This window comes from Clavibacter vidaverae, assembly GCF_047529985.1.
GTDB classification, from domain to species: Bacteria; Actinomycetota; Actinomycetes; order Actinomycetales; family Microbacteriaceae; genus Clavibacter; species Clavibacter nebraskensis_A.
Genome location: NZ_JBLJAM010000001.1, coordinates 840,042 through 864,483 on the forward strand (window position 1 = coordinate 840,042; position 24,442 = coordinate 864,483).

Sequence of the window (24,442 nt, forward strand, 5' to 3'; positions counted from 1 at the left end):
CGGGGCGGCGGCTGTCGGATCCGCGCGTGGGCAGGGATCCTCGGCTTTCGTCGTCGGTCAGAACATATCCATTTCCGCAGGCGCCGATACGGCTTCCGAGAGACGTTATCCAAGCGTTACCGCGAGGTGGCGGGCGGCAGCAGGCCGAGCTCCATCGCCAGCGTGACCGCGCGGGTCCGGTCGCCCACGCCGAGCTTCTCGAAGACGTGCAGCAGGTGGGTCTTCACGGTGGCCGGCGTCACGTGCAGCTCGAGGGCGATGCGCGCGTTCGTGCGGCCCGCGGCGACGAGCGCGAGCACCTCGGTCTCGCGCGGGCTGAGGGTCGGCGCGGGCGCAGCGGGAGCGGTCGGCCTCGCGACCTGCCGCACGAGCCGCGCGGCGAGGGCCGGCGCCAGGGCGACGTCGCCGCGCGCCACCGCGCGGACGCCCGCGAGGATCTCCTCCTCGGGCGCCGCCTTCAGCAGGTAGCCGCTGGCGCCCGCCTCGATGGCGGTGAGGATGCTCGCGTCGGTCTCGTAGGTCGTGAGCACGAGGACGCGGACGTCCGGCGACTCCTCGCGGAGCCGGGCGGTCGCGCCGACGCCGTCGAGGACGGGCATGCGGAGGTCCATGAGCACGACGTCGGGGCGCTCGGCGCGGGCGAGCGCGACGGCGGCCTCGCCGTCGGCCGCCTGTCCGACGACCTCGAGGTCGGCGGCCGAGGCGAGGAGCGCGGCGAGGCCGGCGCGGACCACGGGGTGGTCGTCGACGACGGCGACGCGGATCCGCGCGGCGGTCACGCGCGGGCCGCCGTGGTGACGGCGGTCGGGGACGCGGCGGGCGGCGCGGGTGCGGCGGGGCCGGCGGCGGCCGGGGCGTGCGCGGGGATCCTCGCCGTGAGGACCGTCCCGTCGGCGCCGCTCGCGACGTCGAGGCGACCGGCCGCGGCGGCGAGGCGCCGGCGCATGCCGTCGATCCCGTATCCGCCCGTGGGCCGGTCGGGGTCGAACCCGCGACCGTCGTCGCGGATCGCGAGGACCACGTCGGCGCCGTCGCGCGCGAGCACCAGCTCCACGGCGGACGCGCCCGCGTGGCGGCGGACGTTCGCGAGGCCCTCCTGGGCGCAGCGGAGGAGCACCACCTCGGCGTCGCGGTCCACGGGCCCGAGGTCGGGTTCGTCCCGCACCTCGACCGGGATCCCCGTCTCGCGCGCCATGCGGGCTCCGAGCCGGCCGAGGGCGCGGCCGAGTCCGTCCGTCAGCTCGACGGGCGCGGTGGCGGCGACGATCGCGCGGGTCTGGGTGAGGGCGTCGCGCGCGCTGTCCTCGAGGAGGGCGAGGGTCGCGTCGAGCGCCTCGGTGCCGCCGCCGCGCAGCTCGCGCCGGCCGCGCTGGGCGAGCAGCACGACGCCCGTGAGGTCCTGCGCGACCGTGTCGTGGATGTCCGCGGACATCCGCTCCCGCTCGCGGGCCGCACCGGCAGCGCGGCCGAGCTCCTCGACCTCCGCCTGCGCGGCCCGCAGGCCGTCGAGCAGCTCGAGGCGCTCGCGACTGAGGGCGTCGATGCGGGTGATCCACAGTCCCAGCGCGATGCTGCCGCCGAGGCTCAGCCCCTGCGAGACGGCCATGGTCGGGAGCGCGCCGGGCAGGTCGCCGAAGCCGATGACGAAGCCGACGGCGATGGATCCCGTGAGCACGAGCGTGCCGAGGACGGCATCGCGGGTCCGCGGCAGGAGGAACCAGACCACCGGGCAGAGCACGCACTGCACGACCGCGAACGACGACATGGTCGCGACGCCCCAGGTGGCCGCCGGGATCACGAGCACGAGGAAGACGACCGCCGAGCGCTCCGGCCGCACCGGGTCGTGCAGCGCGGCCGCCGCGGAGGCGACGAGCGCCGGCCGGCCCACCAGGAGGTAGAGCGCGACCATCACGGCCACGGCGGCGAGCGCGGGCGCCGGGTCGTCGCCTCCGGCGAGGGCCAGCGCGACGAGGAGCGCCATCGTCACCGCGTACGCGACGTGGACCCAGCGGGTGGGGATCATGCCCCGAGCCTGCCAGCCGCCGACCGGTCGCGCATGCTCAGGAGTCCCGACGGATCCAGCGGAAGGTCGCCACCGCGGCGATCGTGCCGCCGACGAGCCAGATCGCGAGGACGACCGCGACGCCCGCGAGGTCCCACGTGCCGCCGCGCTCGACGGACGCGAGCGCGTCCGGCAGGAACACGGCGCGCATGCCCTGCGCCATCCACTTCAGCGGCAGGAAGGCCGCGACGTCCTGCAGCCACGTGGGCAGCATCGTGAACGCCAGGTAGACGCCGCTGATGAACTGCAGCACGAGCACGATCGGCGTGATGACCGCCGTGGCCGAGGCGCCGGAGCGCGGGATGCGGCTGAGCGCGATGCCGAGCACGGCCGACGACGTGATCCCGAGCGCGTAGACCCACGCGAACGTGGCCCAGCGGCCGGCGTCGGTCGGCAGCTCCACCCCGAACGCGAACCGGGCGACGAGGAGCAGCACGACCATCTGGAGCAGCGAGGTGACGATGACCTGTCCGGCCTTGCCGATGAAGTACGAGAGCACGGGCAGCGGGGATCCGGCGAGCCGCTTGAGCGTGCCGTCGCTCCGCTCCATCGCGATGTCGACCGCGAGGTTCTGCACGCCCGAGAGGAGGATGCCCGCGGCGATCATGCCGGGCAGGTAGTAGGCGGCGGCGCTCACGCCGCCCGAGCCGTCGGGCGCCGTGCCGAGGTTGCCGGATGACCCGAAGGCGACCGAGAAGATCGACAGCATGATGACCGGGAACAGGAACGTGAAGATGATCGTGTCGGTCTGGCGGAAGTAGCGGCGGACCTCGTAGCGGACCCGGTGGATCCCGAGCGGGAGGACGCCGGGGAGGGCGGGGGCGCGGCCAGCGTCGGGACGCGCGGGGCGGACGGCGGTCACGCCGCCACCTCCTCGGCGGAGGCGGGGACGGCGGGGGTCACGGCGTCGGCCGTGGTCCCGGCCGCCGCGAGCAGCCCGAGGTACACGTCCTCGAGGCTCGGCCGGACGATGCGGAGGTCCCGCGGCTCGCCGCCGGGGGTCGCCGCGGACAGCCGTGACACGAACGCGCCGGGCGTCGGGGTGGGCTCCTCGTGGTGCCCGTCGTCGTCGTGCCAGAGCACCCGCGGGATCCGCGCCTCCTCTCCCCCGATCTCGTCGAGCCGGCCGATCGCCACCAGGCGCCCGCCCGCGATCACCGCGGCCCGGTCGCCGAGCTGCGCCGCCTCGTCGAGGTAGTGCGTGGTGAGCAGGATGGTCGTGCCCTCCGCCTTGAGCTCGCGGATCAGGTCCCAGAACCGGTGCCGCGCCTCGGGGTCGAAGCCCGTGGTGGGCTCGTCGAGGAAGAGGAGCTCGGGGCGGCCGATGATCCCGAGGGCCACGTCCACCCGGCGCCGCTGGCCGCCCGACAGCGCGCGCAGCAGCGTGCCCGCCTTCTCGGTGAGGCCGACGGCCTCGATCGTGGCGTCGACGTCGCGGGGCCGCGGGTACATCGCGGCGAAGTGCGCGACCTGCTCGCGCACGGTCATCGCGCCGCTCTCGGAGCTCGACTGGAGCACCATGCCGATGCGGGCGCGCCAGGCGCGGCCGCCCGTCGCGGGATCCACGCCCAGCACGCTCGCGGACCCGCCGCTGCGCAGCCGGTACCCCTCGAGGATCTCGATGGTCGTGGACTTGCCCGCGCCGTTCGGCCCGAGGAGCGCGAACGTCTCGCCGCGGTGGATGTCGAAGGTGACGCCCCGGAGGGCGGTGGTCGTGCCGTACGTCTTCTCGAGGTCGCGCACGCGGACGTGCTCCTCGACGGCTGCTGTGGTCATGGGTCCAGCGTGACGGTCGCCGGGCGGGAGCGGAACGGCCGAGCGGTCGATCCACGGCATCGGCCGATCGGTGGATGCCGACGTCGTCCGCGACGGTGGCGGCCCCGGGCCGCGGCGAGCAGGCTGGACGCGTGACCACCCTCCCCGGCTCCCCGGCGCCCGCGCCCGCCGCCTACGCCGCGCCCACGTCGTCCGCGGAGCGGAGCCCGGCGCCCGACCTGCTCCGCGGGATCGCCCTGCTCGGCATCGCGCTCGCGAACTCCGTGTACTCCATCGCCGACCGCCCGATCGGCCCGCTCGGCCGCCCGACCGACGGCACCGCGCTCGACCACGTGGCCGACGTGCTCGTCGGGACGCTCGTCGACAACCGCGCGTTCCCGCTGTTCACGATGCTCTTCGCGTACGGCTTCACCGTGATCCTCCGCCGCCAGGCCTCCGCGGGCGTCGACGGACCGCGCGCACGCCGGCTGCTGCTCCGCCGGAGCGCGTGGCTCATGGTCTTCGGGGCGCTGCACGTGGTGCTGCTGTTCGAGGGCGACATCCTGCTGTCGTACGGGATCCTCGGGCTCGTCCTCGCCGCGATGTACCGCGCCCCCGACCGCGCGTTCACGGTCATCGCGGCGACCTCCGCCGTCGTGTTCCTCGTCGTGGCGGGGGCCGACGGCCTGGCCGCTGAGGAGGGCACCGGCGGCGTGCTCGGCGTGGGCGACGGCGGCACGTTCCTCGGCGACCTCGCGGGTCGGGCGGTCACGCTCGCAGGTCTCCTCGTCGCGACCCCCGTGCTAGTCGGATCGCTGGTGCCGCTCGCCGCGCTCGGGATCCTGCTCGGCCGGCGCCGCGTGCTCGAGGACCCGGCGGCGCACCTGCCGCTCCTCCGTCGTCTCGCGCTCGTCGGGATGCCCGTCAGCGTGCTCGGTGCGCTCCCGCTCGTGCTCGCGGCGGTCGGCGCGCTCGACGCGGGTCCCGTGGCGCTCTACCTGCTCGGCGTGCTGCACGGCGCGACGGGGGTCGCGGGCGCGCTCGGGCTGATGGGGATCGTCGGCTGGGCGGTCGCGGTGCGGGCCCGCCGCGGGGATCCGGCGTCCGGCCCGGTGCTCGGCGCGCTGGTCGCCGTGGGCCGCCGCTCGATGACGTGCTACCTGCTCCAGTCGGTGCTGTTCGCGATCCTGCTGGAGCCGTGGTCGATGGGCCTCGGCGTCGGGGCGGGGACGGCGCGCATCGCGCTGATCGCGATCGGCGTGTGGCTCGTCACGGTCGCGGTGGCCGTGGCGCTCGAGCGACGCGGGATCGCCGGCCCGGCCGAGCGGGCGATCCGCCGCCTCGCGTACGGGCGACCGCCGGTCCGGCCGACGTCGGCCGGACCGGGCGCACCCGGCGAGCCGGTCAGCGCGGGATGAGCCCCTCGGCGCGGTAGCGCTCGAACAGCCCGAGGAAGCTGTCGAGCGTCCGGTGGTGCGTGTGGAACCCGGCGAGCCGGCTCTTGCTGATGTCCGTGACGACCTCGATGTCGCGGCCGAGGTCGGCGTCGGTGTGCCACCAGGAGGCGATGCGGTTCAGGTCGGACTCCGCGAGCCCGCCCTCGCGGGCGATGCGCGCCCACTCGTCCTCGTAGCCCGCCATCTGCTGCTCGAGCGGCCGCGGCGCGTCCTGGAAGCCGACCGGCTCGACGCCGAAGTACGCGGCGAGGCGGGGCCACATCCACCGCCAGCGGAAGACGTCGCCGTTGACGACGTTGAACGCCTCGTCCCGGCCGGCCTCGCTCGTGGACGCCCAGACCATCTGGTCGGCGAGGACGGTGGCGTCGGTCGCGTCGGTGAGCCCGTCCCACTGGGTCGCGCTGCCCGGGAAGACGAACGGCAGGCCGAGGTCGCGGCAGATGGATCCGTAGACGGCGAGGGTGAGCCCCATGTTCATCTGGTTGCCGACCGCGTGGCCGATGACGGTGTGCGAGCGGTGCACCGACCAGCCGAAGCCCTGGCGCTCGGCGGCGGCGAAGAGCTCGTCCTCCTGCGCGTAGTAGAAGTTCGGCGCGTCGAGGCGCGGCTCCTCCTCGTGGAAGGGGGTGTCGGGCATGGCGCCCTGGCCGTACGCCTCGAACGGGCCGAGGTAGTGCTTGAGGCCGGTGACGAGCGCGGCGTGCTCGACGGGCGCGCCGTCGAGGGCGGCGAGCAGGTCGCGGACCATGCCGCCGTTCACGTCGATGTTCTCCTGCTCGGTGGCCTGGCGCGACCACGCCGTGAAGAACACGTGGGACGGCTGCTCGCCCGCGAGCGCGCGGCGGAGGTCGTCGGCGGAGCGGAGGTCGGCGCTGATCCAGCGGACGCCCGGGCGGTCGGCGCCGGCGCGACGGCTGAGGGCGAGGACGTCCCAGCCCTCGGCGGTGAGCTGGTCGACCAGCGCGGATCCGCTGATGCCGGTGGCGCCGACCACGAGGGCGGTGCGGCCGGATCCGTCGGATCGCGGGGAGGCGGGCGTGGGGACGGGGGTCTCTCGGATCTCGGTCATCCCCTGCCCCAACGACGAGGAGCCGCCCGGGAATTCCGGGCGGCTCCTCGCGGGCGTGTCGGTGCGGGTCAGGCGGGGTGCGGCCCGTCGACCTCGGCGTCGGCCTCGCCCTCGATGCCGTCGCGGCCGGTGGAGGTCGCCTGCGTCGCGGCGGGATCCGCGGGTCCGTCGCCGAGGCCGGAGTCCTCGGTGCGGCGGTCGAGGTCGGCGGCCATCGCCTCGGATCCGCTGTCCTTGTGGTCGTAGGCGACCTGCTCGGCGAGCCCGGCGCGCTTCTCGTCCGCCGTGGCCTCGCCGGCGCCGTCCATGATGGGCTGGTCCTGCTCGTGGGTGCTCATGGTCCGACGCTACGCCGTCGGGCCGTGCGCCGGATCCGCGCGCGCTTGTCGGCCCGCCGCCCGCGTGTCACGCTCCAGGGACACCACCAGGCAGGGAGCGGACATGACCGACAGCGGTTTCTCGAAGGACGAGCGCGACGCGATGAAGCAGCGCGCCCGCGAGCTGCGCGAGGAGGCGAAGGCGCAGAAGGCCGCCGACAAGCAGGCCGCCGCGCTGCAGGGCGTGCTCGACGCGTTCGCCGCGATGCCGCCCGAGGAGCGCGCGATCGCCGAGTGGCTGCACGCCATCGTGCTCGCGAACGCCCCCGGCCTCTCCCCCAAGACCTGGTACGGCTTCCCCGCCTACGCCGACGCGGACGGCAAGCCCGTCGTCTTCTTCCAGCCGGGATCCAAGTTCGGCACGCGGTACTCGACGCTCGGCTTCCAGGATCCGGCGCAGCTCGACGAGGGCACCATGTGGCCCACCTCGTACGCCCTGACCGCGGTGGATCCCGCGAACGAGGAGCGCGTGGCGGAGCTGGTGCGGCGGGCCGTCGGCGGCTGAGCGGGCCGCGCCGCCCGTCAGCGCCCGTCGACGATCGACATGAAGCCCGCGAACGCGAAGACCGCGGGGACGAACAGCAGCAGGAAGCGGAAGGCGACCCACGCGAACCAGCCGAGGGCGCCGAGGCAGCCCGTGCGGCGGTCGCGCACGTCGAGGCGGCGGCCGTCCGCGGCGATGCGCGGCTCGCGCGGGTCCGGCGGCTGCTCGTCGAGGTCGGCCCGCAGCGGGGCGGCCGGGCCGCCGTCGCCGAGCAGGACGCGCTCGTCGCGGTACCGGACCGCGCGGCGCCGGATGCGCGCCGCGACGCCGTCGAGGATCCGGCCGGTCGCCTCCCACGGACCGGCCTCCGCGAAGTCGGCGAGCTCGCGGCGGAAGAACACGAGGGTGCCGTCGACCATCTCCACGTCGAAGTCCGCCGCGTCGTCGATGAGCGCCGCCATCACGTCGGGCGTCAGCAGGTAGAGGGCGTCGCGCTCGTACTCCGCGGGCGCGTAGAGGCGGAAGTGCCGGTCGAAGTCGCCCTCGAGGGAGAGGCGCTGGTCGCGGCGCACGCTCGCCGGGAGGACGCCGCCGTGCGAGTCGTTCGCGGTCGCGTCGAGCAGGAGGTGCGGCAGCGGCACGGGCAACGTCACCGCCACGTAGCTCCAGCCGCTGCGACGGGCGCGCTTGCGCACGACGTTCCCGAACTCGACGCCCGCGGCCCGGAAGCGCGGGAAGACGAGGACGCCGCCCGCGTCCTCCGTGATGAGCGCGCGGAACGTGCGGCCGCCGCTGGGCTGGGGCTCGAACCCGTTGGCGAGCGCGGTGAGGTGCTGCCGCCATTCCCGCCCCCGGGCCTTGGGGGACGGCGGGCGGGCGGCCCACCGGTGCAGGAGGCGGGATCCGAGGAACCAGACGCCGAGGACCACGGCCGCCCCCGCGAGCCCCGCGATCGTCGACGGCGTCACGGTGCCGTCGCCCGCGCCGTCGGTGACGACGCCCCAGTACATGAGGACGAGGCAGAGGCCCCAGAGCAGGAGCGAGTCGTTGACGTGCGCGAGCACCTTCCGGCGCGACGGCACCCACGACGGGCGCGCGCCCTGCCGGACGCTCCGCATCGCGGCCGCGACCTCGTCGTCGGGCGCGCTCAGCCAGCGCAGGTCCATGGGCGTCCCCCTCGTCGATCCAGGGTAGGCGGCCGATCGCGCCTCGATGCCCTCGCCGCCCTCGGATGGGAGCATCTCCCCATGACCGACCTCGCCCGCCTCGGCTTCGCCTCCGTCGACGACCCGTACGAACCGGGCGCCCGGAAGCGCGAGCTGACCCTCGACGACGTCGGCGCCGAGGAGGCGCTCACCGACGTGTCCGTGGTGTCGGACGTGCACGGCGCGCCCATGTGGGACGCGCCCGCGTACCTCGCCTCGCTCCTCGGCACGGGGCCCTCGGTGGTCGAGGACCTGCCACCCGGGCACATCGCCCTGCTCATGTGCAGCGCGTGCGGCGACCCCTACTGCGGCTTCGTGGCCGCGGACCTGGTGGTCACCGAGGACCGCGTCCTGTGGACCGGTGTGCGCTTCGAGTGGCCGCCGGGCATGTGGGAGTCCGAGCCGACGGGCATCAGGAGATGGATGCGTCGCTTCCTCGGCCGCGAACGACCCGAGGACCTCGAACCGTGGGCTGTCGAACCGGACCCCCTCCACGATGACCTGGTCTTCGACCGCGCGCAGTACGAGGCCGCCGTGCACCGCGAGATCGCCCGCACCGCCGATCCCGGGGCCGGCACCGCCGCCGCGGACGCGCCCCGGGAATGATACGCCGTATCATGCGTTTGCATGGACATGGCCCGACCGGGCCGCGCGAAGGGAGCGCCTCATGACCGCCAGCACCCAGGGACTGCACCACGTGACCGCCATCGGCGGGGACCCGCAGCGGAACGTCGACTTCTACGTGCGCGCGATGGGCCTCCGGCTCGTCAAGCGCACCGTCAACTTCGACAGTCCCGGCAGCTACCACCTCTACTACGGCGACACCGAGGGCCGGCCCGGATCGCTCCTCACCTTCTTCCCGTGGAAGGGCGTGCCCGCGGGCCGCATCGGCGCGGGCCAGTCCACGTCCACCGCGTTCTCCGTGCCCGCCGGCAGCCTCGGCTGGTGGGCCGAGCACCTGCGCCAGGTGGGCGTCGCCTCGACGATCGCGTCCACCGGATCCGAGGAGGAGCGCCTCGCGCTCCGCGACCCGGACGGGCTGCGGATCGACCTCGTCGCGTCCTCGGTCGCCAACCCGCGCGACCCCTGGGACTCGGCCGACGTGCCCGCCGAGCACGCGATCCGCGGCCAGCACTCCTCGGTGCTCACCGTGCGGGATCCCGCGGGCACCGCCGCCGTCCTCACCGACGACCTGGGGCTCCGGCTCGTGGACGAGCGCGACGGCCGCTTCCGCTTCGCCGCGGGCGACGGCGGGCCGGGCGCGATCGTCGACCTCGTCGCCGACCCGGGCGCGCAGCAGGGCCTCACGGCGGGCGGCACCGTGCACCACGTCGCCTTCCGCGTGCCCGACCGCGCCACCCAGCAGGCGTGGCGCGACGAGCTGGCCGACCGCGGGCACCGGGTCACCGAGATCCTCGACCGGCAGTACTTCACCTCCGTCTACTTCCGCGAGCCCGGCGGCGTGCTGTTCGAGATCGCGACGGACACGCCCGGCTTCGACATCGACGAGCCGCTGCTCGAGCTCGGCCGCAGCCTCCGCCTCCCGCCGTGGCTGGAGCCGAGCCGCGCCGACATCGAGGCGGCTGTGCCGCCGCTGCGCCTGCCCGACGAGGAGCCGGCCGCCGACGAGGCAGCGGCCGACGGATCCGCCGCGTGAGCGGGATCCTCGCCCGCACGCCGCACGCGTTCCAGCCGGGCGCCGACGACGGGCCCGTGATCCTCGGGCTCCACGGCACGGGCGCCGACGAGCGGCAGGGCCTCGAGCTCGCGCGGCTCGTCGCGCCCGGGCAGCCGGTGCTGGCGCCGCGCGGGAGCGTGCGCGAGGGATCCGCGGCCCGCTGGTTCCGCCGGCACGCCGAGGGCGTCTTCGACGTCGACGACGTGGTGGCGCGCGCCGCCGAGCTCGTGGACCTGGTCGACCGGGCCCGGTCGGCCTACGCTCTCGAGGGGCGCGCGATCCTCGCGGTCGGATTCTCGAACGGGGCGAACATGGCGCTGGCGACGACGCTCCTGCACCCGACGGCGGTGCCGGAGACGATCGCGTTCTCCGCGCGCTGGCCGCTCGGCGACCGGGAGCCCGCCGCGGACCTCGCGGGCACGCGGATCACGCTGCTCAACGGCGACGCCGACGCGATGGCGCCGCTCGTCGACGTGGAGCGCACGGTGCGCGAGGCTGCCCTGCGCGGATCCGACGTCGTGTCGCGCGTGCGGCCCGGCGGCCACGGGCTCGACGCGCGGGACCTCGACGCGGCCCGCGCGCGGATCCGCACCGGCTGACGCCCGCACCGCACCGCACGACCTCCCCCTCCCCTCCCGATCGGAAGCCGCGCATGCCCGAGATCATCGCCTGGGTCGTCTCCTTCGTCGTCGTCACCGTGGCGGTCTCCGGCATCGCCGGCCGCGTGGGCTGGTCCGCGCCCGTCGCCCTCGTGGCGGTGGGCGCGGTCGCGTCGTTCGTGCCGGGCGTGCCGCAGATCGAGATCGAGCCGGACGCCGTGCTCTACGGGCTGCTGCCGCCGCTGCTGTTCGCGGCAGCGATCCGCACGCCGCTGGCCGACATCCGGGCCCGGCGCGACAGCATCGTGGTGCTCTCGGTGGGCGTGGTCGTGGCGACCCTGCTGGCGTTCGGGCTCGCCCTCTGGGCGCTCGTGCCCGCGGTGGGGCTCGCGGCGGCGCTCGCGCTCGGCGCGGTCGTGGCGCCCACCGACGCGGTCGCGGTCTCGGCCGTCGCCGGGCGCGTGCGGCTCCCCCGGCGCGTGATGTCGATCCTCGAGACGGAGAGCCTCCTCAACGACGCGACCGCGCTGGTCGCGCTCAACACCGCCATCGCGGCGATCGTCGGCGTCGTGCACCCGGTGGACGTCGCGGGCGGGTTCGCGGTGGCCGTGCTGCTCGGCGTCGCGGTGGGGCTCGCGGTCGCGTTCCTCTTCTCCGCGGTGCGGCGCTTCCTGCGCTCGGCCGTGCTCGACACGAGCCTGTCGCTCGCGATCCCGTACGTGGCGTTCATCCCGGCCCAGCAGCTCGGCGGATCCGGCGTGCTCGCGGTGGTCTGCGCGGGCCTCGTGCTCGGGTACCGCGCGCCGCTGATCCAGTCGCCGGAGGCGCGCATCGCGGAGTCGGTGAACTGGCGGACGATCCAGTTCCTGCTGGAGAACGCGGTCTTCCTCCTCATCGGGCTGAGCCTCGCCGGCATCGTGCGGGGGCTGCCGGAGTCGAGCCTCGACGGCTGGCGGATCGCCGGGCTGTCGATCCTGCTGCTCGCGGTGCTCACGGCCGCGCGCTTCGCGTCGGTGGCGCTCGCCAAGGTGCTGTTCGACCACGGGCCGGCCCGGCTCCGCGCCCGCACCTGGAACTGGCGGACCGTGACGGCCGTGTCGTCGGCCGGCGTGCGCGGCGTGGTGACGCTGGCCGCCGCGTTCCTGCTGCCCGCGGAGACGCCGGAGCGCGAGCTGCTCCAGTTCCTCGCGTTCGTGATGGTGGCGGGGACGCTCGTGGGCGGGCTCGCGCTGCCGACGATCATCCGCCACCTGCGCCTCGGCCACTCCGCCGACGACCAGGAGCGCTCCGACCGCGACCGTCTGCTCGACGAGGCGCGCGCCGCCGGCCTCGCGGCGCGCGACCGGGCGCTCGAGGACGGCGACGACGGACCGGGCGACGAGGCCCTGCCCGAGACGACCACCGAGCGGCTGACGCACGACCGCGTCCGGCGTCGCATGATCGACGCCGAGCGCACCGCCGTCCTCGACGCGCGGCGCGAGGGCCGCTACCCGGAGATCGCGGTGCGCGCCGTGCTCGGGATGATCGACGCGGAGGACGTGGCGCTCGGGCGGCGCGAGGCGGACGACGCGCGCTGAGCGGATCCGCGGGGTCCCGCCTCGTCGCCGCTCGTGGTCGCCTCTCCTCATCGACCGCACCGTGAGAGGTCGCGGCAACGGCGCGACGCGCCCGCGCAACGCGCCGGAAACGCCAGGGGGCTAGCGTCGGCGGGGAACCCGATGAGCGCCCGGATGCCGGGCGCGGCAGACCGGAGGACCCGTGAGCGCAGGAGCGACCGACGTGCGCGCCGTGACCGCGCGCGCCGCCGGGCGCGTGCCGGTGGCGCCGGGCCCGCTCCGCGCCGACGACACGGCGGCGGTCGTCCTCGCGGGCGGCCGGGCCCGACGGCTCGGCGGCATCGACAAGACCGCGCTCGTCCGCGCCGACGACGGCGCCTCGCTCCTCCAGGAGGCGGCGCGCGCCGCGTCCGGCTGCGCGCACGTCGTCGTCGTCGGGGCGGGCAACCGGCCGGGCGGCGTGACGGACGCGCAGCGGTGGGCGGCCGGATCCGCGCGCCTCGTCGACGAGCACCCGGCGCACGGCGGGCCCGCCGCGGCCCTCGCCGCCGGGGTCCGCGAGCTGGCGCGCATGGCGCCCACCACGTGGATCCTCGTGCTCGCCGCCGACCTCGCCCGCGCCCCCGAGGCGGTCGCCGCCCTCCTGCCGCTCCGCCTCGACCCCGCGCACGCCGACGGCCATGACGCGATCCTCGCCCGCGACCCCGACGGCCGGGCCCAGCCGCTCCTCGCCCTCTACCGCGCGGCGCCGCTGCGGGCCGCCCTCGCCGCGGTCGACGCGGCCACCGGCCTGGACGGCGCGCCGCTGCACCGCGTCATCGCCGCCCTCGGCCCCGACCGCGTCGCCTCCGCCGACCTCCCCGCCCGCCTCTGCGCCGACGTGGACACGCCCGCCGACGCGGACGCCCACGGCCTCCGCCTCCGCCTCCGCCTCCCCGACGACAGGATCACCGATGGCCGCTGACGCCACGCCCGACGCCACCCCGACGCGCGGCCCGGCCGCGCCCGCCGCGCCGACGGACCCCGCGGTCCTCGACCACTGGGTCGACCGCGTCGCCGCGCTCCTCGAGCTGCCCGCGCAGGAGGTCGACGTCACCCTCGTCCTCGACCTCGCGCGCGACGCCGCGCACGGGATCGCGCGGCCGGCCGCGCCCCTGACGACGTTCCTGCTGGGGCTCGCCGTCGGCCGCGCAGGTGGCGGCGCGGCGGACGCCCGGCGGCTCGCGGCGGAGATCACGGCCGAGATCGACCACCTGCGGGATCCCGTCGGCCCGGTCGCCGCCGACGGCAGCGCGGTGGGCGGGGACGAGCTGCTGCGCGCCGACGAGGTGCCGGCCGTCCCCGAGTCCGACCTGGGCGGGCGGGCGTGACCCCCGTCACCGCGGCGACCCGCGCGGGGAGCGCCACCGAGGCGACCGCGACCGCGTCCGCGTCCGCGCCGCCCGCCGCGCTCCACGACGCCGCCTGGGACGACGCCCGCGCCGCGGCGCACCTGCTCGGCCAGCGCCTGCGCGCGCGCCTGCCCGTCCCCGCGGAGGCCCTGCCCCTCGACGCCGCGGGTGGCCGGATCCTCGCCGCCGACCTCCGCGCCCGCGCCGACCTGCCCGGCACCGCGGTCTCCGCGATGGACGGCTGGGCCGTCGGATCCGGCGGCCACGGCCCCTGGCGCGTCGGCGCGCCCGTGCTCGCGGGCCACGCGCCCTCCGCCATCGTGCTCGGCCCGGGCGAGGCGCGCCCCATCGCGACCGGCGCGCCCGTCCCGCCGACGACCGCGGGCGTCCTCCGCAGCGAGCACGGCGACGTCGCGGGCGGGGTGCTCCGGGTCAACGCGCTCGCGCCCGCGGGCGGCGCGCGGGCCGGCGCGGAGATCCGGCCCGCGGGCGAGGAGGCCCGGCGCGGCGACGTGCTGCTCCGCGCGGGCACCCGCCTGACGGCGGTGCGGCTCGGACTCGCCGCCGCCGCGGGTCACGACCTGCTGCCGGTGCGCGCCCCCGCCGCGGCCGACGTGATCCACCTCGGCGACGAGGTCGTCGCGCGCGGCGTCCCCGCGCCCGGCCGCGTGCGCGACGCCATCGGCCCCACGCTCCCCGGCCTGCTCGCGGCGTGCGGCCTCGCCGCCGGATCCGCGACCCGCGTCCCCGACGACGCCCGCGCCACGCGCGACGCCGTCGCTCGCGCCGCCGCGCCGCTCGTCGTCACCACCGGCGGCAGCTCCCGCGGACCCGCCGATCACGTGCGCGCCGCCCTCGACGCGCTCGGCGCGCGCCTGGTCGTCGACGCCGTCCGCATGCGCCCCGGCCACCCGGTGATGCTCGCCGAGCTCCCCGACGGCCGCGCCGTCCTCTGCCTGCCCGGCAACCCGCTGGCCGCGATCGCGTGCCTGCTGTCGTTCGCCCCGCCGCTCGCCGACGGCCTCGCCGGGCGCGCCGTGCCCGCGCTGCCCCGGTGGACGGCGGGGGCCCACCTGCCGGGCGGCGGATCCTCGACCCGGCTCCTCGCGTGCGCCCTCGACGACGACGGCCGGCTCGTGCCCGTCGTGGCGCAGGGTCCCGGCATGCTCCGCGGGCTCGCGGCGGCCGACGCGCTGGCCGTCGTCCCGGCGGCGGGCGCGCGGGCCGGGGACGCCGTGCGCGCGATCCCGCTGCCCGGCTGACCCGCCGCGGTCCGCGCGCCCGCGGACCTGCGCCCGTACGCCCGCCCGCTCGCCTAGAGCAGCGCCGCCGCCCGGCCGCCCGCGGAGGCGAGCACCTCCTGGATCCGCCCCCGGCACGTGCCGCAGCCGGTGCCCGCGCGCGTGCACGCGCCGATCTCCTCGACCGTGGCCGCGCCGTCCGCGGCGGCCTCCGCGATGGTCCCCGCCGTGACGCCGTTGCACCAGCACACGGTCGCGTCGGGCGCGAGCGGATCGCCGGTGGGCAGGGCGCCCGCGTCGGCCGCGTCGAGGCGCAGGAGCACCGACCGGTCGGCCGGCAGCTCGCCGCGCCGCTCGAACAGGAGCGTGAGCTCGGCGCCCGCGCGCGGCATGCCGACGCTGACGAAGCCCACGAGGATCCCGTCGCGCGTCACGGTCTTCACGTACGCGCCGCGCGCGGGGTCGGTCCACACGGCGACCTCGCGCGGGGCCGGGCCCGCGTCCGCGGCGGGCTCCTCCGTCCCGCAGGTCGCGGCGTGCGCGCGACCGGGACGGCGGCGTCGCCTGGGCGGGTCGTCCCACGGCTCGGCGGTGACGTCGCCGCCCGCGACCACGTCGACGCCCTCGGCCTTGAGCATGACGACGGGCGGGCGCCCCGCGTCGGCCGGCGCGTCGGATCCGCCCGCCGCGCGTCCTCCCGCGGATCCCGCCGCCCGCCCGTGCCGTATCTCCGCCTCGGCCGCGAGCAGCCCGGCGAGGGCGTCGGCCTGCCGCCAGCCCGGCCCGATGAGGCCGGAGGGTCCGCCGGGCACCTGGCCGTCGGGCCGCGCGGATCCCGGCGCCGCGACGTGCGCGCAGTCCCCGATCGCGAAGACGCGCGGATCGGTCCAGCTGCGGAGGTCGGCGTCGACGAGCACGCCGCGCCCGACCGCGAGGCCCGCGGCGGACGCGAGCTCGTCGCGCGCCGTGACGCCGCAGGACAGCACGAGGAGGTCGCCGTCGATCCGCCCGCCGTCCGCGAGCAGCAGCGCCTGGAAGCGCTCGTCGTCGGTGCCGCGGTCGTGCAGCAGCACGCCCTCGGCCCTGGCGTGGGCCGCCATCGCGACGCCCGCCGCATCGGCCGCGTGGCTGAGCGTGCGGCCGCCGCCGCGGTCGAGGTTGCGCGCCATGGGGACGTCGCCGTGGTGCACGGCGACGACGTCCGCGCCCTGCTCGGCCGCGGCGAGCGCCAGCTCCATGCCCAGCACGCCCGCGCCGAGCACGACGATGCGGCGCCCGGCCCGGACGGCCGCGAGCACCGCGCGCGCGTCCCGCAGGTCGCGGAGCGCGACGACGCCCGCGGGGAGCGGACGCCGCCCGTGGTCGAGCGCGTCGGGATCCCGCGGGGCGTCGCCGCGCACGTGCCGCGACGCGTCGAGCCCGTCCATCGGCGGCACGTGCGCGCGGGCGCCCGTCGCCAGCACGAGCCGGTCGTACGGCAGCGCCTCGCCGGTGTGCAGCGTCGCGATCCGGTGCCCGCGGTCGATCCCGACCACGGCGCCCTGCCGGAGCACGCGCACGCCCGCCGCCTCGGCCGCGGCCGTGTCGGCCACCTCGAGGCGCTCCCGGTCGGCGCGGCCCACGGCGTGCTCGGCGACGAGCACCCGGTTGTAGGGGTCTCCCTCCTCCGCGCCCACGACGACGACGTCGAGGATCCCCGCCCGCACCGCTGGCAGCAGCCCCTCCACGAGGCGCGCGGCGACGGGCCCGTGGCCGACGACCAGCACGCGGATCGCCCCGTCCGCCGCCTCAGCCACGCGCCGCCTCCCCGTCGGCCCGGGACGCGATCGCGCGCACCGTGACGGCCGTGCGCTTGAACTCGGGCATGGCCGAGACGGGATCCACGACGGCGGCCGTCAGCAGGTTCGCGCACTCGGATCCCGCGTAGTGGAAGGGCAGGAAGACCGTGTCGTGCCGGATCCCCGCGGTCACCTCCGCGACCGCCCGCACCTCGCCGCGCGCGTTCGCCACGGCGACGGGCGCGCCGTGCACGATCCCGAGCCGCACGGCCGCCGACGGGTGGATCTGCAGCCGCGCCACCGGCTGCGCGCCCTGCAGCTCGGGCACCCGCCGGGTCTGCGCGCCCGACTGGTAGTGCTCGAGCAGGCGCCCGGTGACGAGGGTGAGCGCGCCGCCGACGGGCGCCGGATCCCCCGCGGTCACGTCCCGCGGCGTCACCGCGACGAGCCGCGCGCGGCCGTCGGGGTGCGCGAACCGGTCGGCGAACAGGCGCGGCGTGCCCGTGGATCCGGCCGGGTACGGCCAGAAGCCCTCCACGGCGTCGTCGTCGAGGAGCGCGTGGCTGAGCCCGGAGTAGTCGGCGATGCCGCCCGCGGACGCCCGCGCGAGCTCGTCGAACACGACGGCCGGGTCGGTCGGCCAGGCGGAGGGCGCGTCGAGCCGGCGCGCCAGCTCCGCCAGCACCTCGAGCTCGCTGCGCACCTCGGGCGGCGGGTCGAGGGCGCGGCGGCGGCGGATCACGCGGCCCTCGAGCGAGGTCGTGGTGCCCTCCTCCTCGGCCCACTGCGTGACGGGCAGCACCACGTCGGCGAGCGCCGCGGTCTCGGAGAGCACGAGGTCGCACACCACGAGGAGGTCGAGGCGCGCGAGGCCCCGGCGCACGGCGGTCACGTCGGGCGCGGAGACGACGACGTTGGATCCGTGCACGAGGAGGCAGCGGATCCCGCCGGGCTCCCCCAGCTCGCCGAGCAGCTCGACCGCGGGCACGCCCGGGCCCGGGATGGTCGCCGGGTCGATGCCCCACACCGCGGCCACGTGCGCGCGGGCGGCCGGATCGGCGATCCGCCGGTACCCCGGCAGCTGGTCGCACTTCTGCCCGTGCTCGCGCCCGCCCTGCCCGTTGCCCTGGCCGGTGAGCGTGCCGTAGCCGGATCCGGGCCGGCCGGGCAGCCCGAGCAGCAGCGCGAGGTCGATGGCGGCGGTCGCGGTGTCGGTGCCGTCGACGTGCTGCTCGACGCCGCGCCCCGTGAGGATGAAGGTGCCGCGCCCGTCCGCGAGCCGCCGGGCGACCCGGCGCAGCTCGGCGACCGGCACGCCCGTCACCGCCTGCACGCGCTCCGGCCACCACGCGTTGGCGCTCCGGCGCACGGCGTCGAGGCCCGTGGTGCGCGCGGCCACGTACGCGTCGTCGGCGAGGCCCTCCGCGAGCACCACGTGGATGAGGCCGAGCAGCAGCACGAGGTCGGTCCCGGGTGCGGGCTGCAGGTGGATCCCCTGGCCGTCGTCCGCGAGGTGCGCGGTGGCCGAGCGGCGCGGATCCACCACCACGAGCCCGCCCGCGGCCCGCGCCCCGCCGAGGTGGCCGATGAACGGCGGCATGGTGGCGGCGACGTTGGAGCCGAGCAGCAGGATCGTGGAGGCGCCGTCGAGGTCGGCGACGGGGAACGGCAGGCCGCGGTCGACGCCGAACGCGCGGTTGCCCGCGGCCGCCGCCGACGACATGCAGAACCGGCCGTTGTAGTCGATGCGGGAGGTGCCGAGCGCGATGCGCGCGAACTTCCCGAGCTGGTACGCCTTCTCGTTCGTCAGGCCGCCGCCGCCGAAGACGCCCACGGAGTCCGCGCCGAAGCGGGCGCGGCTGTCGCGGAGCCGGTGGGCGACGAGGTCGAGCGCCGCGTCCCACGTGGCCCGGACGAGCTCGCCGGCCGCATCCCGCACGAGCGGGTGCGTGAGCCGGCCCGCGGCCGTGAGCACCTCGGCGCTGGTCCAGCCCTTGCGGCAGAGGCCGCCGCGGTTCGTGGGGAAGTCCCGGCCCGCGACCTCGAGCACGGGACCGGCCGGCACCGGGGACGCGGGATCCGGCGCCGCCGTCATCGTCATCGCGCACTGCAGCGCGCAGTACGGGCAGTGCCCGCGCGTGCCCGCGGGCACGCCGCGGCCAGTGCCGGGTCCCGCCTCGGCGACGACCGGCATCAGACGCGCGTGCCGGCGGCGGTCCCGCGGCGGATCCCGCCCGCCCGCAGGTAGACGAGCCCGGTCACCGCGAGCATCACCGCGTACGCGACGACGAAGCCGCCGAGGCCGGTCGTGTAGCCGCCCGTCTCGGTCTTCGAGAGGCTGAGCACCTGCGGGATGATGAAGCCGCCGTACGCGCCGAGGCCGGAGATCAGGCCGAGCGCCGCCGCCGTCTTCCGCTGCGTGCCCACGTCGCCCGACGAGCGGCCCGCGCGTGCCGTGCCGGAGCGGAGCGCGAAGACCGCGGGGATCATGCGGTAGGTCGCGCCGTTGCCCATGCCGCTCGCCGTGAACAGCACGAGGAACAGCGCGAGGAAGAGCGGGAAGCTGCCCATCGGCAGGGTCGCGATCACCGCGACGACCGCGAGGCCCATCACCACGAACGCGCCCATGGTGACCGCGGCGCCGCCGTGCCGGTCGGCGAGGCGGCCTCCGATCGGCCGGGCGACGGATCCCAGGAGCGAGCCGAGGAACGCGAGCGACAGCGTCGCCGAGCCCACCGCGAAGGTCGACAGCTCGGGGAACTCGTCGGAGATGAGCTTCGGGAAGACGCCCGCGAAGCCGATGAACGAGCCGAACGTGCCGACGTAGAGGAACGCGAGGATCCACAGGTGCGGCTCCTTGAGCGCCGCGAGCGACGCCGTGAGGTCGGCCTTCGCGTGCGACAGGTTGTCCATGCGCCGCCACGCGCCGAACGCGGCGACGAGGATGAGCGGCACCCAGATCCAGCCGGCGAGCGGCAGGTCGAGCGTGGCCGCGGCGCCCACCGTGATCACGAGCGGCACGACGAGCTGCGCCACCGAGGCGCCGAGGTTGCCGCCCGCGGCGTTGAGGCCGAGCGCCCAGCCCTTCCGGCTCTGCGGGTAGAAGTAGGTGATGTTCGACATGGAGCTCGCGAAGTTGCCGCCGCCGAAGCCGGCGAGCGCGGCCACGAGGAGCAGCACGCCGATCGGGGTCTCGGGGTTCCCGACGCACACGGCGAGCGCGATCGTCGGGATGAGCAGCAGGAGCGCCGAGATGACCGTCCAGTTGCGGCCGCCGAAGCGCGGCACCATGAACGTGTACGGGAAGCGGAGGGTCGCGCCGACGAGGCTCGGCATGGAGATCAGCCAGAACACCTCGCCCGTGGAGAGGTCGAAGCCCGCGGCGGGCAGCTGCACCACGACGATCGACCAGAGCTGCCAGACGACGAAGCCGAGGAACTCGGCGAGGATCGACCAGCGCAGGTTGCGGGCCGCGATGCGGGAGCCGCCGCCCTCCCACTGGCGCGCGTCCTCCGGGTCCCAGCCGTCGATCACGGCGCCGTCGCGGAAGGTGAGGCCGGGGGCGGAGGCGCCGTGCGCGTCGACCGTGCGGGCGGCGGGCGCCGCGGCGCCGGGCGCGACGGCGGGGTCGGCGGGCTGCGCGGGAGCGGGCGCGGTGCGCTCGGTCGCGGGCGGGAGGAGTTCGGTCATGGCGGGTCTCCTGGTCGTGGTCGAGCGGGACGGGCAGGACGGGTCGTGGTCGGTCGGGCCGCGGGCGCGGCGGGGTGGCGCCCGCGTGCGGACGGGTCGCGGTCGGGCGCGCGCGGGTCAGCGCACGGGCACGGCCGCCGACTCGTGCAGCTCGACGACGATGTCGACGAGCTCGGCGGGCGGCGCCTCGCCGTCGACGAGGAGCGGGGCGCTCGTGGCGTCCCCTCCGGCGCGCTCGGCGAGGGTGGCGAAGTAGCCGGGGGCGAGGAGGTAGGTGGCCACGACGACGCGGGATCCCGGGTGGGCCTCCCGCTCGGCGCGGACGGCCGCGGGCACGCGCGGTCGCGCCGCCGAGATGAACGACGTGACGACCTCCCGCCCGAGCTCGGCCGCGAGCATCCCGCCGACCACGTGGCAGTCGGCGACGGCGCCCGCGTCGCTGGATCCGGCGGCCGCGAGCACGACGCGGTCGCCGTCCCGGAGCCCGGCCTCGCGGAGGCGGCGGGCGAGCACGGTCGCGAGGCGCGGATCCGGCCCGAGCGCCCCCGTGACGCGCACCTCGCGCGGCGCGGCGTCGGCGGCGGCCTCGGCGAGGTCGACGTGCACGTGGTACCCGGCGCTGAGGAGGAGCGGCACCACGACGACCGCGCGGGACGCGTCGTCGAGCAGGTCCATGGCCGCGGGCACGTCGGGCTGCTGCACGTCGACGTGCGCGTCCACGACGCGGAGGTCGGGCCGGGCCTCCCGCACGGCCTGCACGAGCGCGGTCACCGCGCGGCGGCCGGCCGGATCCGAGGTGCCGTGCGACGCCGCGACGAGCGCCGCCGAGCGGGCCACCTCCACCACGCCGTCGCGCACGCGGCTGCGCCACACGGGCAGCCGCAGCTCCGGCTTCGTCAGGCACTCCCCCGTGTCGAGGTCGAAGACGTCCTTGTGCAGCGGCGAGGCGATGGTGGTGCGGCCGCCGCGGGACCCGACGATGCCGCGCGCCATCACGAAGGCCCCGGTCGCGGGATCCGCGTGGTCGACGGCCCGCACGCTCCCGTCCGGCAGGCGGAGGAGCGCCACCTGCTCGCCGCCGACGAGCGCGGCCTCGCCCCAGAGCGGCTCCAGCTGGTCGAGCCGGCAGACGGCGAGCCAGGGGCCCGTCGACGTCGTGCCGGCCTCGGACGCGGCGACCTCCGTCATGGTCATGCGGTCTCCTCGCGGTCGGTGCTCGGTGGTGCGGTGGGATGCGGCCCGGTCACGGATCCGGGCGGCTCGTGTCGGCCACGCTAGGGACGCGGTGTTTCGGTCTCCGACCGTCGCCGTGACGGCGGCGTAACGAAGACCTCTCGGTCGTCCGGGATCGGCGTGAGGCGCCCGTCACACGGCGTGACACGGGGGCAACGGCCCCGAAACGGGCCCTCCCTAGCGTGGGAGGACACCCGAGGAGGAGGTCCGTCATGAGCGCACCAGCTGCCACGCCGCCCGACCCGCACGTCGTCCCGACGGGCGCGCCCGCGTCCCCGACCACGGGCGCCGACGGGGTCCGCCGCGTCGTCGTCGTGGGCGGCGGTCCCGCGGCCCACCGGCTCGCCGAGTCGCTCGCGTCCCGGGCGGACGCGTCGACGCCCGACCTCCACATCACCGTGGTCGGCGACGAGCCGCACCTCCCCTACGACCGCGTGCAGCTCTCGAAGCGCCTCGCCGGCGAGGTCGACCTGACCCTCGGCGAGGCCGCGTTCTGGGACCACGTCGCGCTCGACTGCCGGCCCGGCCGCCTCGCGACCCGCATCGACCCGGTCGCCCGCACGGTGGACCTCGACGACGGCGCGGTCCTCCCCTACGACGAGCTCGTGCTCGCGACGGGATCCCGGGCGACCGTCCCGCCCATCGAGGGCGCCGCCTCGGGGCGCGTCTACCGGACGCTCGCGGACGTCGCCGACCTCGTGGCCGAGATCGAGCGCTTCCGCGAGCGGAACGGGCGGCCCGCGAACGTCGTCACGGTCGGCGGCGGCCTCCTCGGGCTCGAGGCCGCGGGCGGCGTGCACGCGCTCGGCGCCCGCTCGGCGGTCGTGCACTCGGGGCGCTGGCTCATGTCGTCCCAGCTCGACGAGGGGGCGGGGCAGGCGCTCGGCCGCATCATCCACGGGCAGGGCATCGACCTGCACCTCGGGGCCCGGCCCACGGGGATCATCACGACGCCGACGGGTCGCGTGACGGGCGTCGCGCTCCCCGACGGGCGCTCGGTGCCGGCCGACATCGTGGTGTTCTCCATCGGGATCACGCCGCGCGACGAGCTCGCGCGCGCCGCCGGCATCGCGCTCGGCCCGCGCGGCGGCGTCGCGATCGACGAGGCGTGCCGCACCTCGGCCCCGCACGTGTGGGCGATCGGCGAGGTCGCCGCGGTCGACGGCGTGTGCGTCGGCCTCGTCGCGCCCGCGAACGCCATGGCGGAGACCGTCGCCGACCGGATCACGGGCGGCGAGGCGGTCTTCCCCGGCATCGACGACGCGACCAAGCTCAAGCTCGCGGGCGTGGAGGTCGCGTCCTTCGGCGACGCGATGGGCCGCTCGGAGGGCGCGCTCGAGGTCGTCTACGCGGATCCCGCCCGCGGCCTGTACCAGAAGATCGTGATGAGCGACGACGCGAGGACCCTGCTCGGCGGCGTCTTCGTGGGCGACGCGGCGCCGTACAGCGCGCTCCGCCCGATGCTCGGCCGCGAGCTCGCATCCGAGCCCGGCGCCTACCTCTCGGCCGCGGGCGTCGAGCCCCCCGCCGCGACCGACCTCCCCGACGACGTGCAGGTCTGCTCCTGCAACGACGTGAGCGCGGGCGACGTGCGCCACGCGGTCCGCGGATCCGACGGCGCCCCCGGCTGCACCGACCTCGCCGGGCTCAAGGCGTGCAGCCGCGCCGGCACCCAGTGCGGGTCGTGCGTGCCGCTCGTGAAGAAGATCCTCGACACCGAGCTCGAGGCCGCCGGCGTCGAGGTGTCGCGCGCCCTCTGCGAGCACTTCGCCGTCAGCCGCAGCGAGCTGTTCGAGACCGTGCGGATCCTCGGCCTCACCTCCGCCGCGCAGGTCTTCGAGCGCCTGGGCTCCGGGCTCGGCTGCGACGTCTGCAAGCCCGTGGTCGCGTCCGTGCTCGCCACGCAGACCAAGGGCTACATCCTCGACGCCGGCCAGGGCCCGCTGCAGGACACCAACGACCGCGCGCTCGCGAACATGCAGAAGGACGGCACGTACTCGGTCGTCCCGCGCATCCCCGGCGGCGAGATCACGCCCGCGAAGCTCAAGGTCATCGCGGAGGTGGCCGAGCGGTACGACCTCTACACGAAGATCACGGGCGGCCAGCGCATCGACATGTTCGGCGCCCGGCTCGAGCAGCTGCCGGAGATCTGGCGGATCCTCGTCGACGCCGGCTTCGAGTCCGGGCAGGCGTACGGCAAGGCGCTCCGCAACGTGAAGTCGTGCGTGGGATCCACGTGGTGCCGCTACGGCGTGCAGGACGCCGTCGCCATGGCCGTGCACCTGGAGCTGCGCTACCGGGGCGTGCGCTCGCCGCACAAGTTCAAGATGGGCGTCTCCGGCTGCGCGCGCGAGTGCGCGGAGGCGCGCGCCAAGGACATCGGCGTGATCGCGACCGAGACCGGCTGGAACCTCTACGTCGGCGGCAACGGCGGCTTCACGCCCGCGCACGCGCAGCTGCTCGCCAAGGACCTCGACGACGAGACGCTCATCCGCTACATCGACCGCTACCTCATGTACTACGTGCGCACGGCCGAGCGGCTGCAGCGCACGGCGCGCTGGCAGGAGGAGCTGGAGGGCGGGCTGGAGCACGTGCACCGGGTGGTCGTGGAGGACGCGCTCGGCATCGCGGCGGAGCTCGAGGCCGCGATGGCGCTGCAGATCGACGGCTACGAGGACGAGTGGGCGGCGACCCTCGCCGACCCCGACCGGCTCCGCCGCTTCCGCTCGTTCGTCAACGCGCCGACCACGCCCGACCCGTCCCTCGCCCGCGTCGAGGAGCGCGGCCAGCGGCGGCCCGCCTTCCCGGAGGAGCGCGACGGATCCGTCATGCTGTCGGGACCGTCCATCCCCGTCCGGAAGGTGTGA

Annotated in this window: 21 protein-coding genes; 10 read left to right on the forward strand and 11 right to left on the reverse strand. The window is 76.6% G+C overall.

All coding sequences use genetic code 11. The annotated features are described in order from the left end of the window. Positions 1-116 precede the first annotated feature (116 nt). Genes ACMT9T_RS03915 through ACMT9T_RS03930 form a run of 4 tightly spaced genes read right to left on the reverse strand, consistent with a single transcriptional unit; the run spans position 117 to position 3,838 of the window. Positions 117-779, reverse strand: coding sequence for a response regulator transcription factor (locus tag ACMT9T_RS03915; protein ID WP_414744327.1), 663 nt, complete (start codon positions 777-779; stop codon positions 117-119). Then, positions 776-2,023, reverse strand: coding sequence for a sensor histidine kinase (locus tag ACMT9T_RS03920; RefSeq protein ID WP_414744328.1), 1,248 nt, complete (start codon positions 2,021-2,023; stop codon positions 776-778). The genes ACMT9T_RS03915 and ACMT9T_RS03920 overlap by 4 nt, the downstream gene beginning before the upstream one ends. A gap of 37 nt (positions 2,024-2,060) precedes the next feature. After that, on the reverse strand, positions 2,061-2,924 hold the full coding sequence (locus ACMT9T_RS03925; RefSeq protein ID WP_414744329.1) for an ABC transporter permease: 864 nt from the start codon (positions 2,922-2,924) through the stop codon (positions 2,061-2,063). Further along, the gene (locus tag ACMT9T_RS03930; RefSeq protein WP_414744330.1) at positions 2,921-3,838 is read right to left on the reverse strand and encodes an ABC transporter ATP-binding protein; all 918 of its coding nucleotides are present in this window, start codon (positions 3,836-3,838) and stop codon (positions 2,921-2,923) included. Before ACMT9T_RS03930 ends, ACMT9T_RS03925 begins: the two co-directional genes overlap by 4 nt. A gap of 131 nt (positions 3,839-3,969) precedes the next feature. Between ACMT9T_RS03930 and ACMT9T_RS03935 the strand changes: the two genes are divergently transcribed. After that, positions 3,970-5,235, forward strand: a complete 1,266-nt coding sequence (locus ACMT9T_RS03935; RefSeq protein WP_414744331.1) for a DUF418 domain-containing protein — start codon at positions 3,970-3,972, stop codon at positions 5,233-5,235. Here the strand turns inward: ACMT9T_RS03935 and ACMT9T_RS03940 are convergent. Both ACMT9T_RS03940 and ACMT9T_RS03945 read right to left on the reverse strand, forming a co-directional pair. Next, the gene (locus ACMT9T_RS03940; protein ID WP_414744332.1) at positions 5,222-6,343 is read right to left on the reverse strand and encodes an SDR family oxidoreductase; all 1,122 of its coding nucleotides are present in this window, start codon (positions 6,341-6,343) and stop codon (positions 5,222-5,224) included. The genes ACMT9T_RS03935 and ACMT9T_RS03940 overlap by 14 nt on opposite strands. 68 nt (positions 6,344-6,411) lie before the next feature. Continuing rightward, the gene (locus tag ACMT9T_RS03945) at positions 6,412-6,681 is read right to left on the reverse strand and encodes a hypothetical protein (protein WP_414744333.1); all 270 of its coding nucleotides are present in this window, start codon (positions 6,679-6,681) and stop codon (positions 6,412-6,414) included. A 103-nt stretch (positions 6,682-6,784) separates the two neighbouring features. Between ACMT9T_RS03945 and ACMT9T_RS03950 the strand changes: the two genes are divergently transcribed. Next, the gene (locus tag ACMT9T_RS03950; protein ID WP_414744334.1) at positions 6,785-7,225 is read left to right on the forward strand and encodes an iron chaperone; all 441 of its coding nucleotides are present in this window, start codon (positions 6,785-6,787) and stop codon (positions 7,223-7,225) included. A 17-nt stretch (positions 7,226-7,242) separates the two neighbouring features. Here ACMT9T_RS03950 and ACMT9T_RS03955 read toward each other — a convergent pair whose 3' ends face one another. Then, positions 7,243-8,370 (reverse strand): hypothetical protein, encoded by a 1,128-nt coding sequence (locus tag ACMT9T_RS03955; protein WP_414744335.1) that lies wholly within the window; start codon positions 8,368-8,370, stop codon positions 7,243-7,245. A gap of 81 nt (positions 8,371-8,451) precedes the next feature. Between ACMT9T_RS03955 and ACMT9T_RS03960 the strand changes: the two genes are divergently transcribed. The 7 genes from ACMT9T_RS03960 (at position 8,452) to ACMT9T_RS03990 (ending at position 14,895) form a co-directional block, all read left to right on the forward strand. Beyond that, the gene (locus ACMT9T_RS03960; RefSeq protein WP_414744336.1) at positions 8,452-9,015 is read left to right on the forward strand and encodes a hypothetical protein; all 564 of its coding nucleotides are present in this window, start codon (positions 8,452-8,454) and stop codon (positions 9,013-9,015) included. A gap of 61 nt (positions 9,016-9,076) precedes the next feature. Then, positions 9,077-10,066 carry a ring-cleaving dioxygenase gene (locus ACMT9T_RS03965; RefSeq protein ID WP_414744337.1) on the forward strand — a complete coding sequence of 330 codons (990 nt, stop codon included), beginning with the start codon at positions 9,077-9,079 and terminating at the stop codon, positions 10,064-10,066. Next, the gene (locus tag ACMT9T_RS03970; protein ID WP_414744338.1) at positions 10,063-10,686 is read left to right on the forward strand and encodes an alpha/beta hydrolase; all 624 of its coding nucleotides are present in this window, start codon (positions 10,063-10,065) and stop codon (positions 10,684-10,686) included. The genes ACMT9T_RS03965 and ACMT9T_RS03970 overlap by 4 nt, the downstream gene beginning before the upstream one ends. A 53-nt stretch (positions 10,687-10,739) precedes the next feature. Beyond that, positions 10,740-12,263 carry a cation:proton antiporter gene (locus ACMT9T_RS03975; RefSeq protein WP_414744339.1) on the forward strand — a complete coding sequence of 508 codons (1,524 nt, stop codon included), beginning with the start codon at positions 10,740-10,742 and terminating at the stop codon, positions 12,261-12,263. Positions 12,264-12,444: 181 nt separating this feature from the next. After that, a complete protein-coding gene (mobA, locus tag ACMT9T_RS03980; protein WP_414744340.1) occupies positions 12,445-13,206 on the forward strand; it encodes a molybdenum cofactor guanylyltransferase in 762 nt (253 codons plus the stop codon). After that, on the forward strand, positions 13,196-13,612 hold the full coding sequence (locus tag ACMT9T_RS03985; protein ID WP_414744341.1) for a DUF6457 domain-containing protein: 417 nt from the start codon (positions 13,196-13,198) through the stop codon (positions 13,610-13,612). Before mobA ends, ACMT9T_RS03985 begins: the two co-directional genes overlap by 11 nt. After that, a complete protein-coding gene (locus ACMT9T_RS03990) occupies positions 13,609-14,895 on the forward strand; it encodes a molybdopterin molybdotransferase MoeA (protein WP_414744342.1) in 1,287 nt (428 codons plus the stop codon). Before ACMT9T_RS03985 ends, ACMT9T_RS03990 begins: the two co-directional genes overlap by 4 nt. Before the next feature lie 53 nt (positions 14,896-14,948). On the opposite strand, the gene ACMT9T_RS03995 is transcribed toward ACMT9T_RS03990, so the two are convergent. From ACMT9T_RS03995 to nirD, 4 genes are all read right to left on the reverse strand, one after another. Next, on the reverse strand, positions 14,949-16,670 hold the full coding sequence (locus ACMT9T_RS03995; RefSeq protein WP_414744343.1) for an FAD-dependent oxidoreductase: 1,722 nt from the start codon (positions 16,668-16,670) through the stop codon (positions 14,949-14,951). Beyond that, positions 16,663-18,753, reverse strand: coding sequence for a molybdopterin oxidoreductase family protein (locus ACMT9T_RS04000; protein ID WP_414745854.1), 2,091 nt, complete (start codon positions 18,751-18,753; stop codon positions 16,663-16,665). Before ACMT9T_RS04000 ends, ACMT9T_RS03995 begins: the two co-directional genes overlap by 8 nt. A gap of 92 nt (positions 18,754-18,845) precedes the next feature. Next, entirely contained in the window at positions 18,846-20,342 is a 1,497-nt protein-coding gene (locus ACMT9T_RS04005) for an MFS transporter (RefSeq protein ID WP_414744344.1), read from the reverse strand. Between the two features lie 117 nt (positions 20,343-20,459). Continuing rightward, positions 20,460-21,536 carry a nitrite reductase small subunit NirD gene (nirD, locus tag ACMT9T_RS04010; RefSeq protein WP_414744345.1) on the reverse strand — a complete coding sequence of 359 codons (1,077 nt, stop codon included), beginning with the start codon at positions 21,534-21,536 and terminating at the stop codon, positions 20,460-20,462. A gap of 251 nt (positions 21,537-21,787) precedes the next feature. On the opposite strand from nirD, the gene nirB reads away from it, so the two are divergent. Next, entirely contained in the window at positions 21,788-24,442 is a 2,655-nt protein-coding gene (gene nirB, locus ACMT9T_RS04015) for a nitrite reductase large subunit NirB (protein ID WP_414744346.1), read from the forward strand.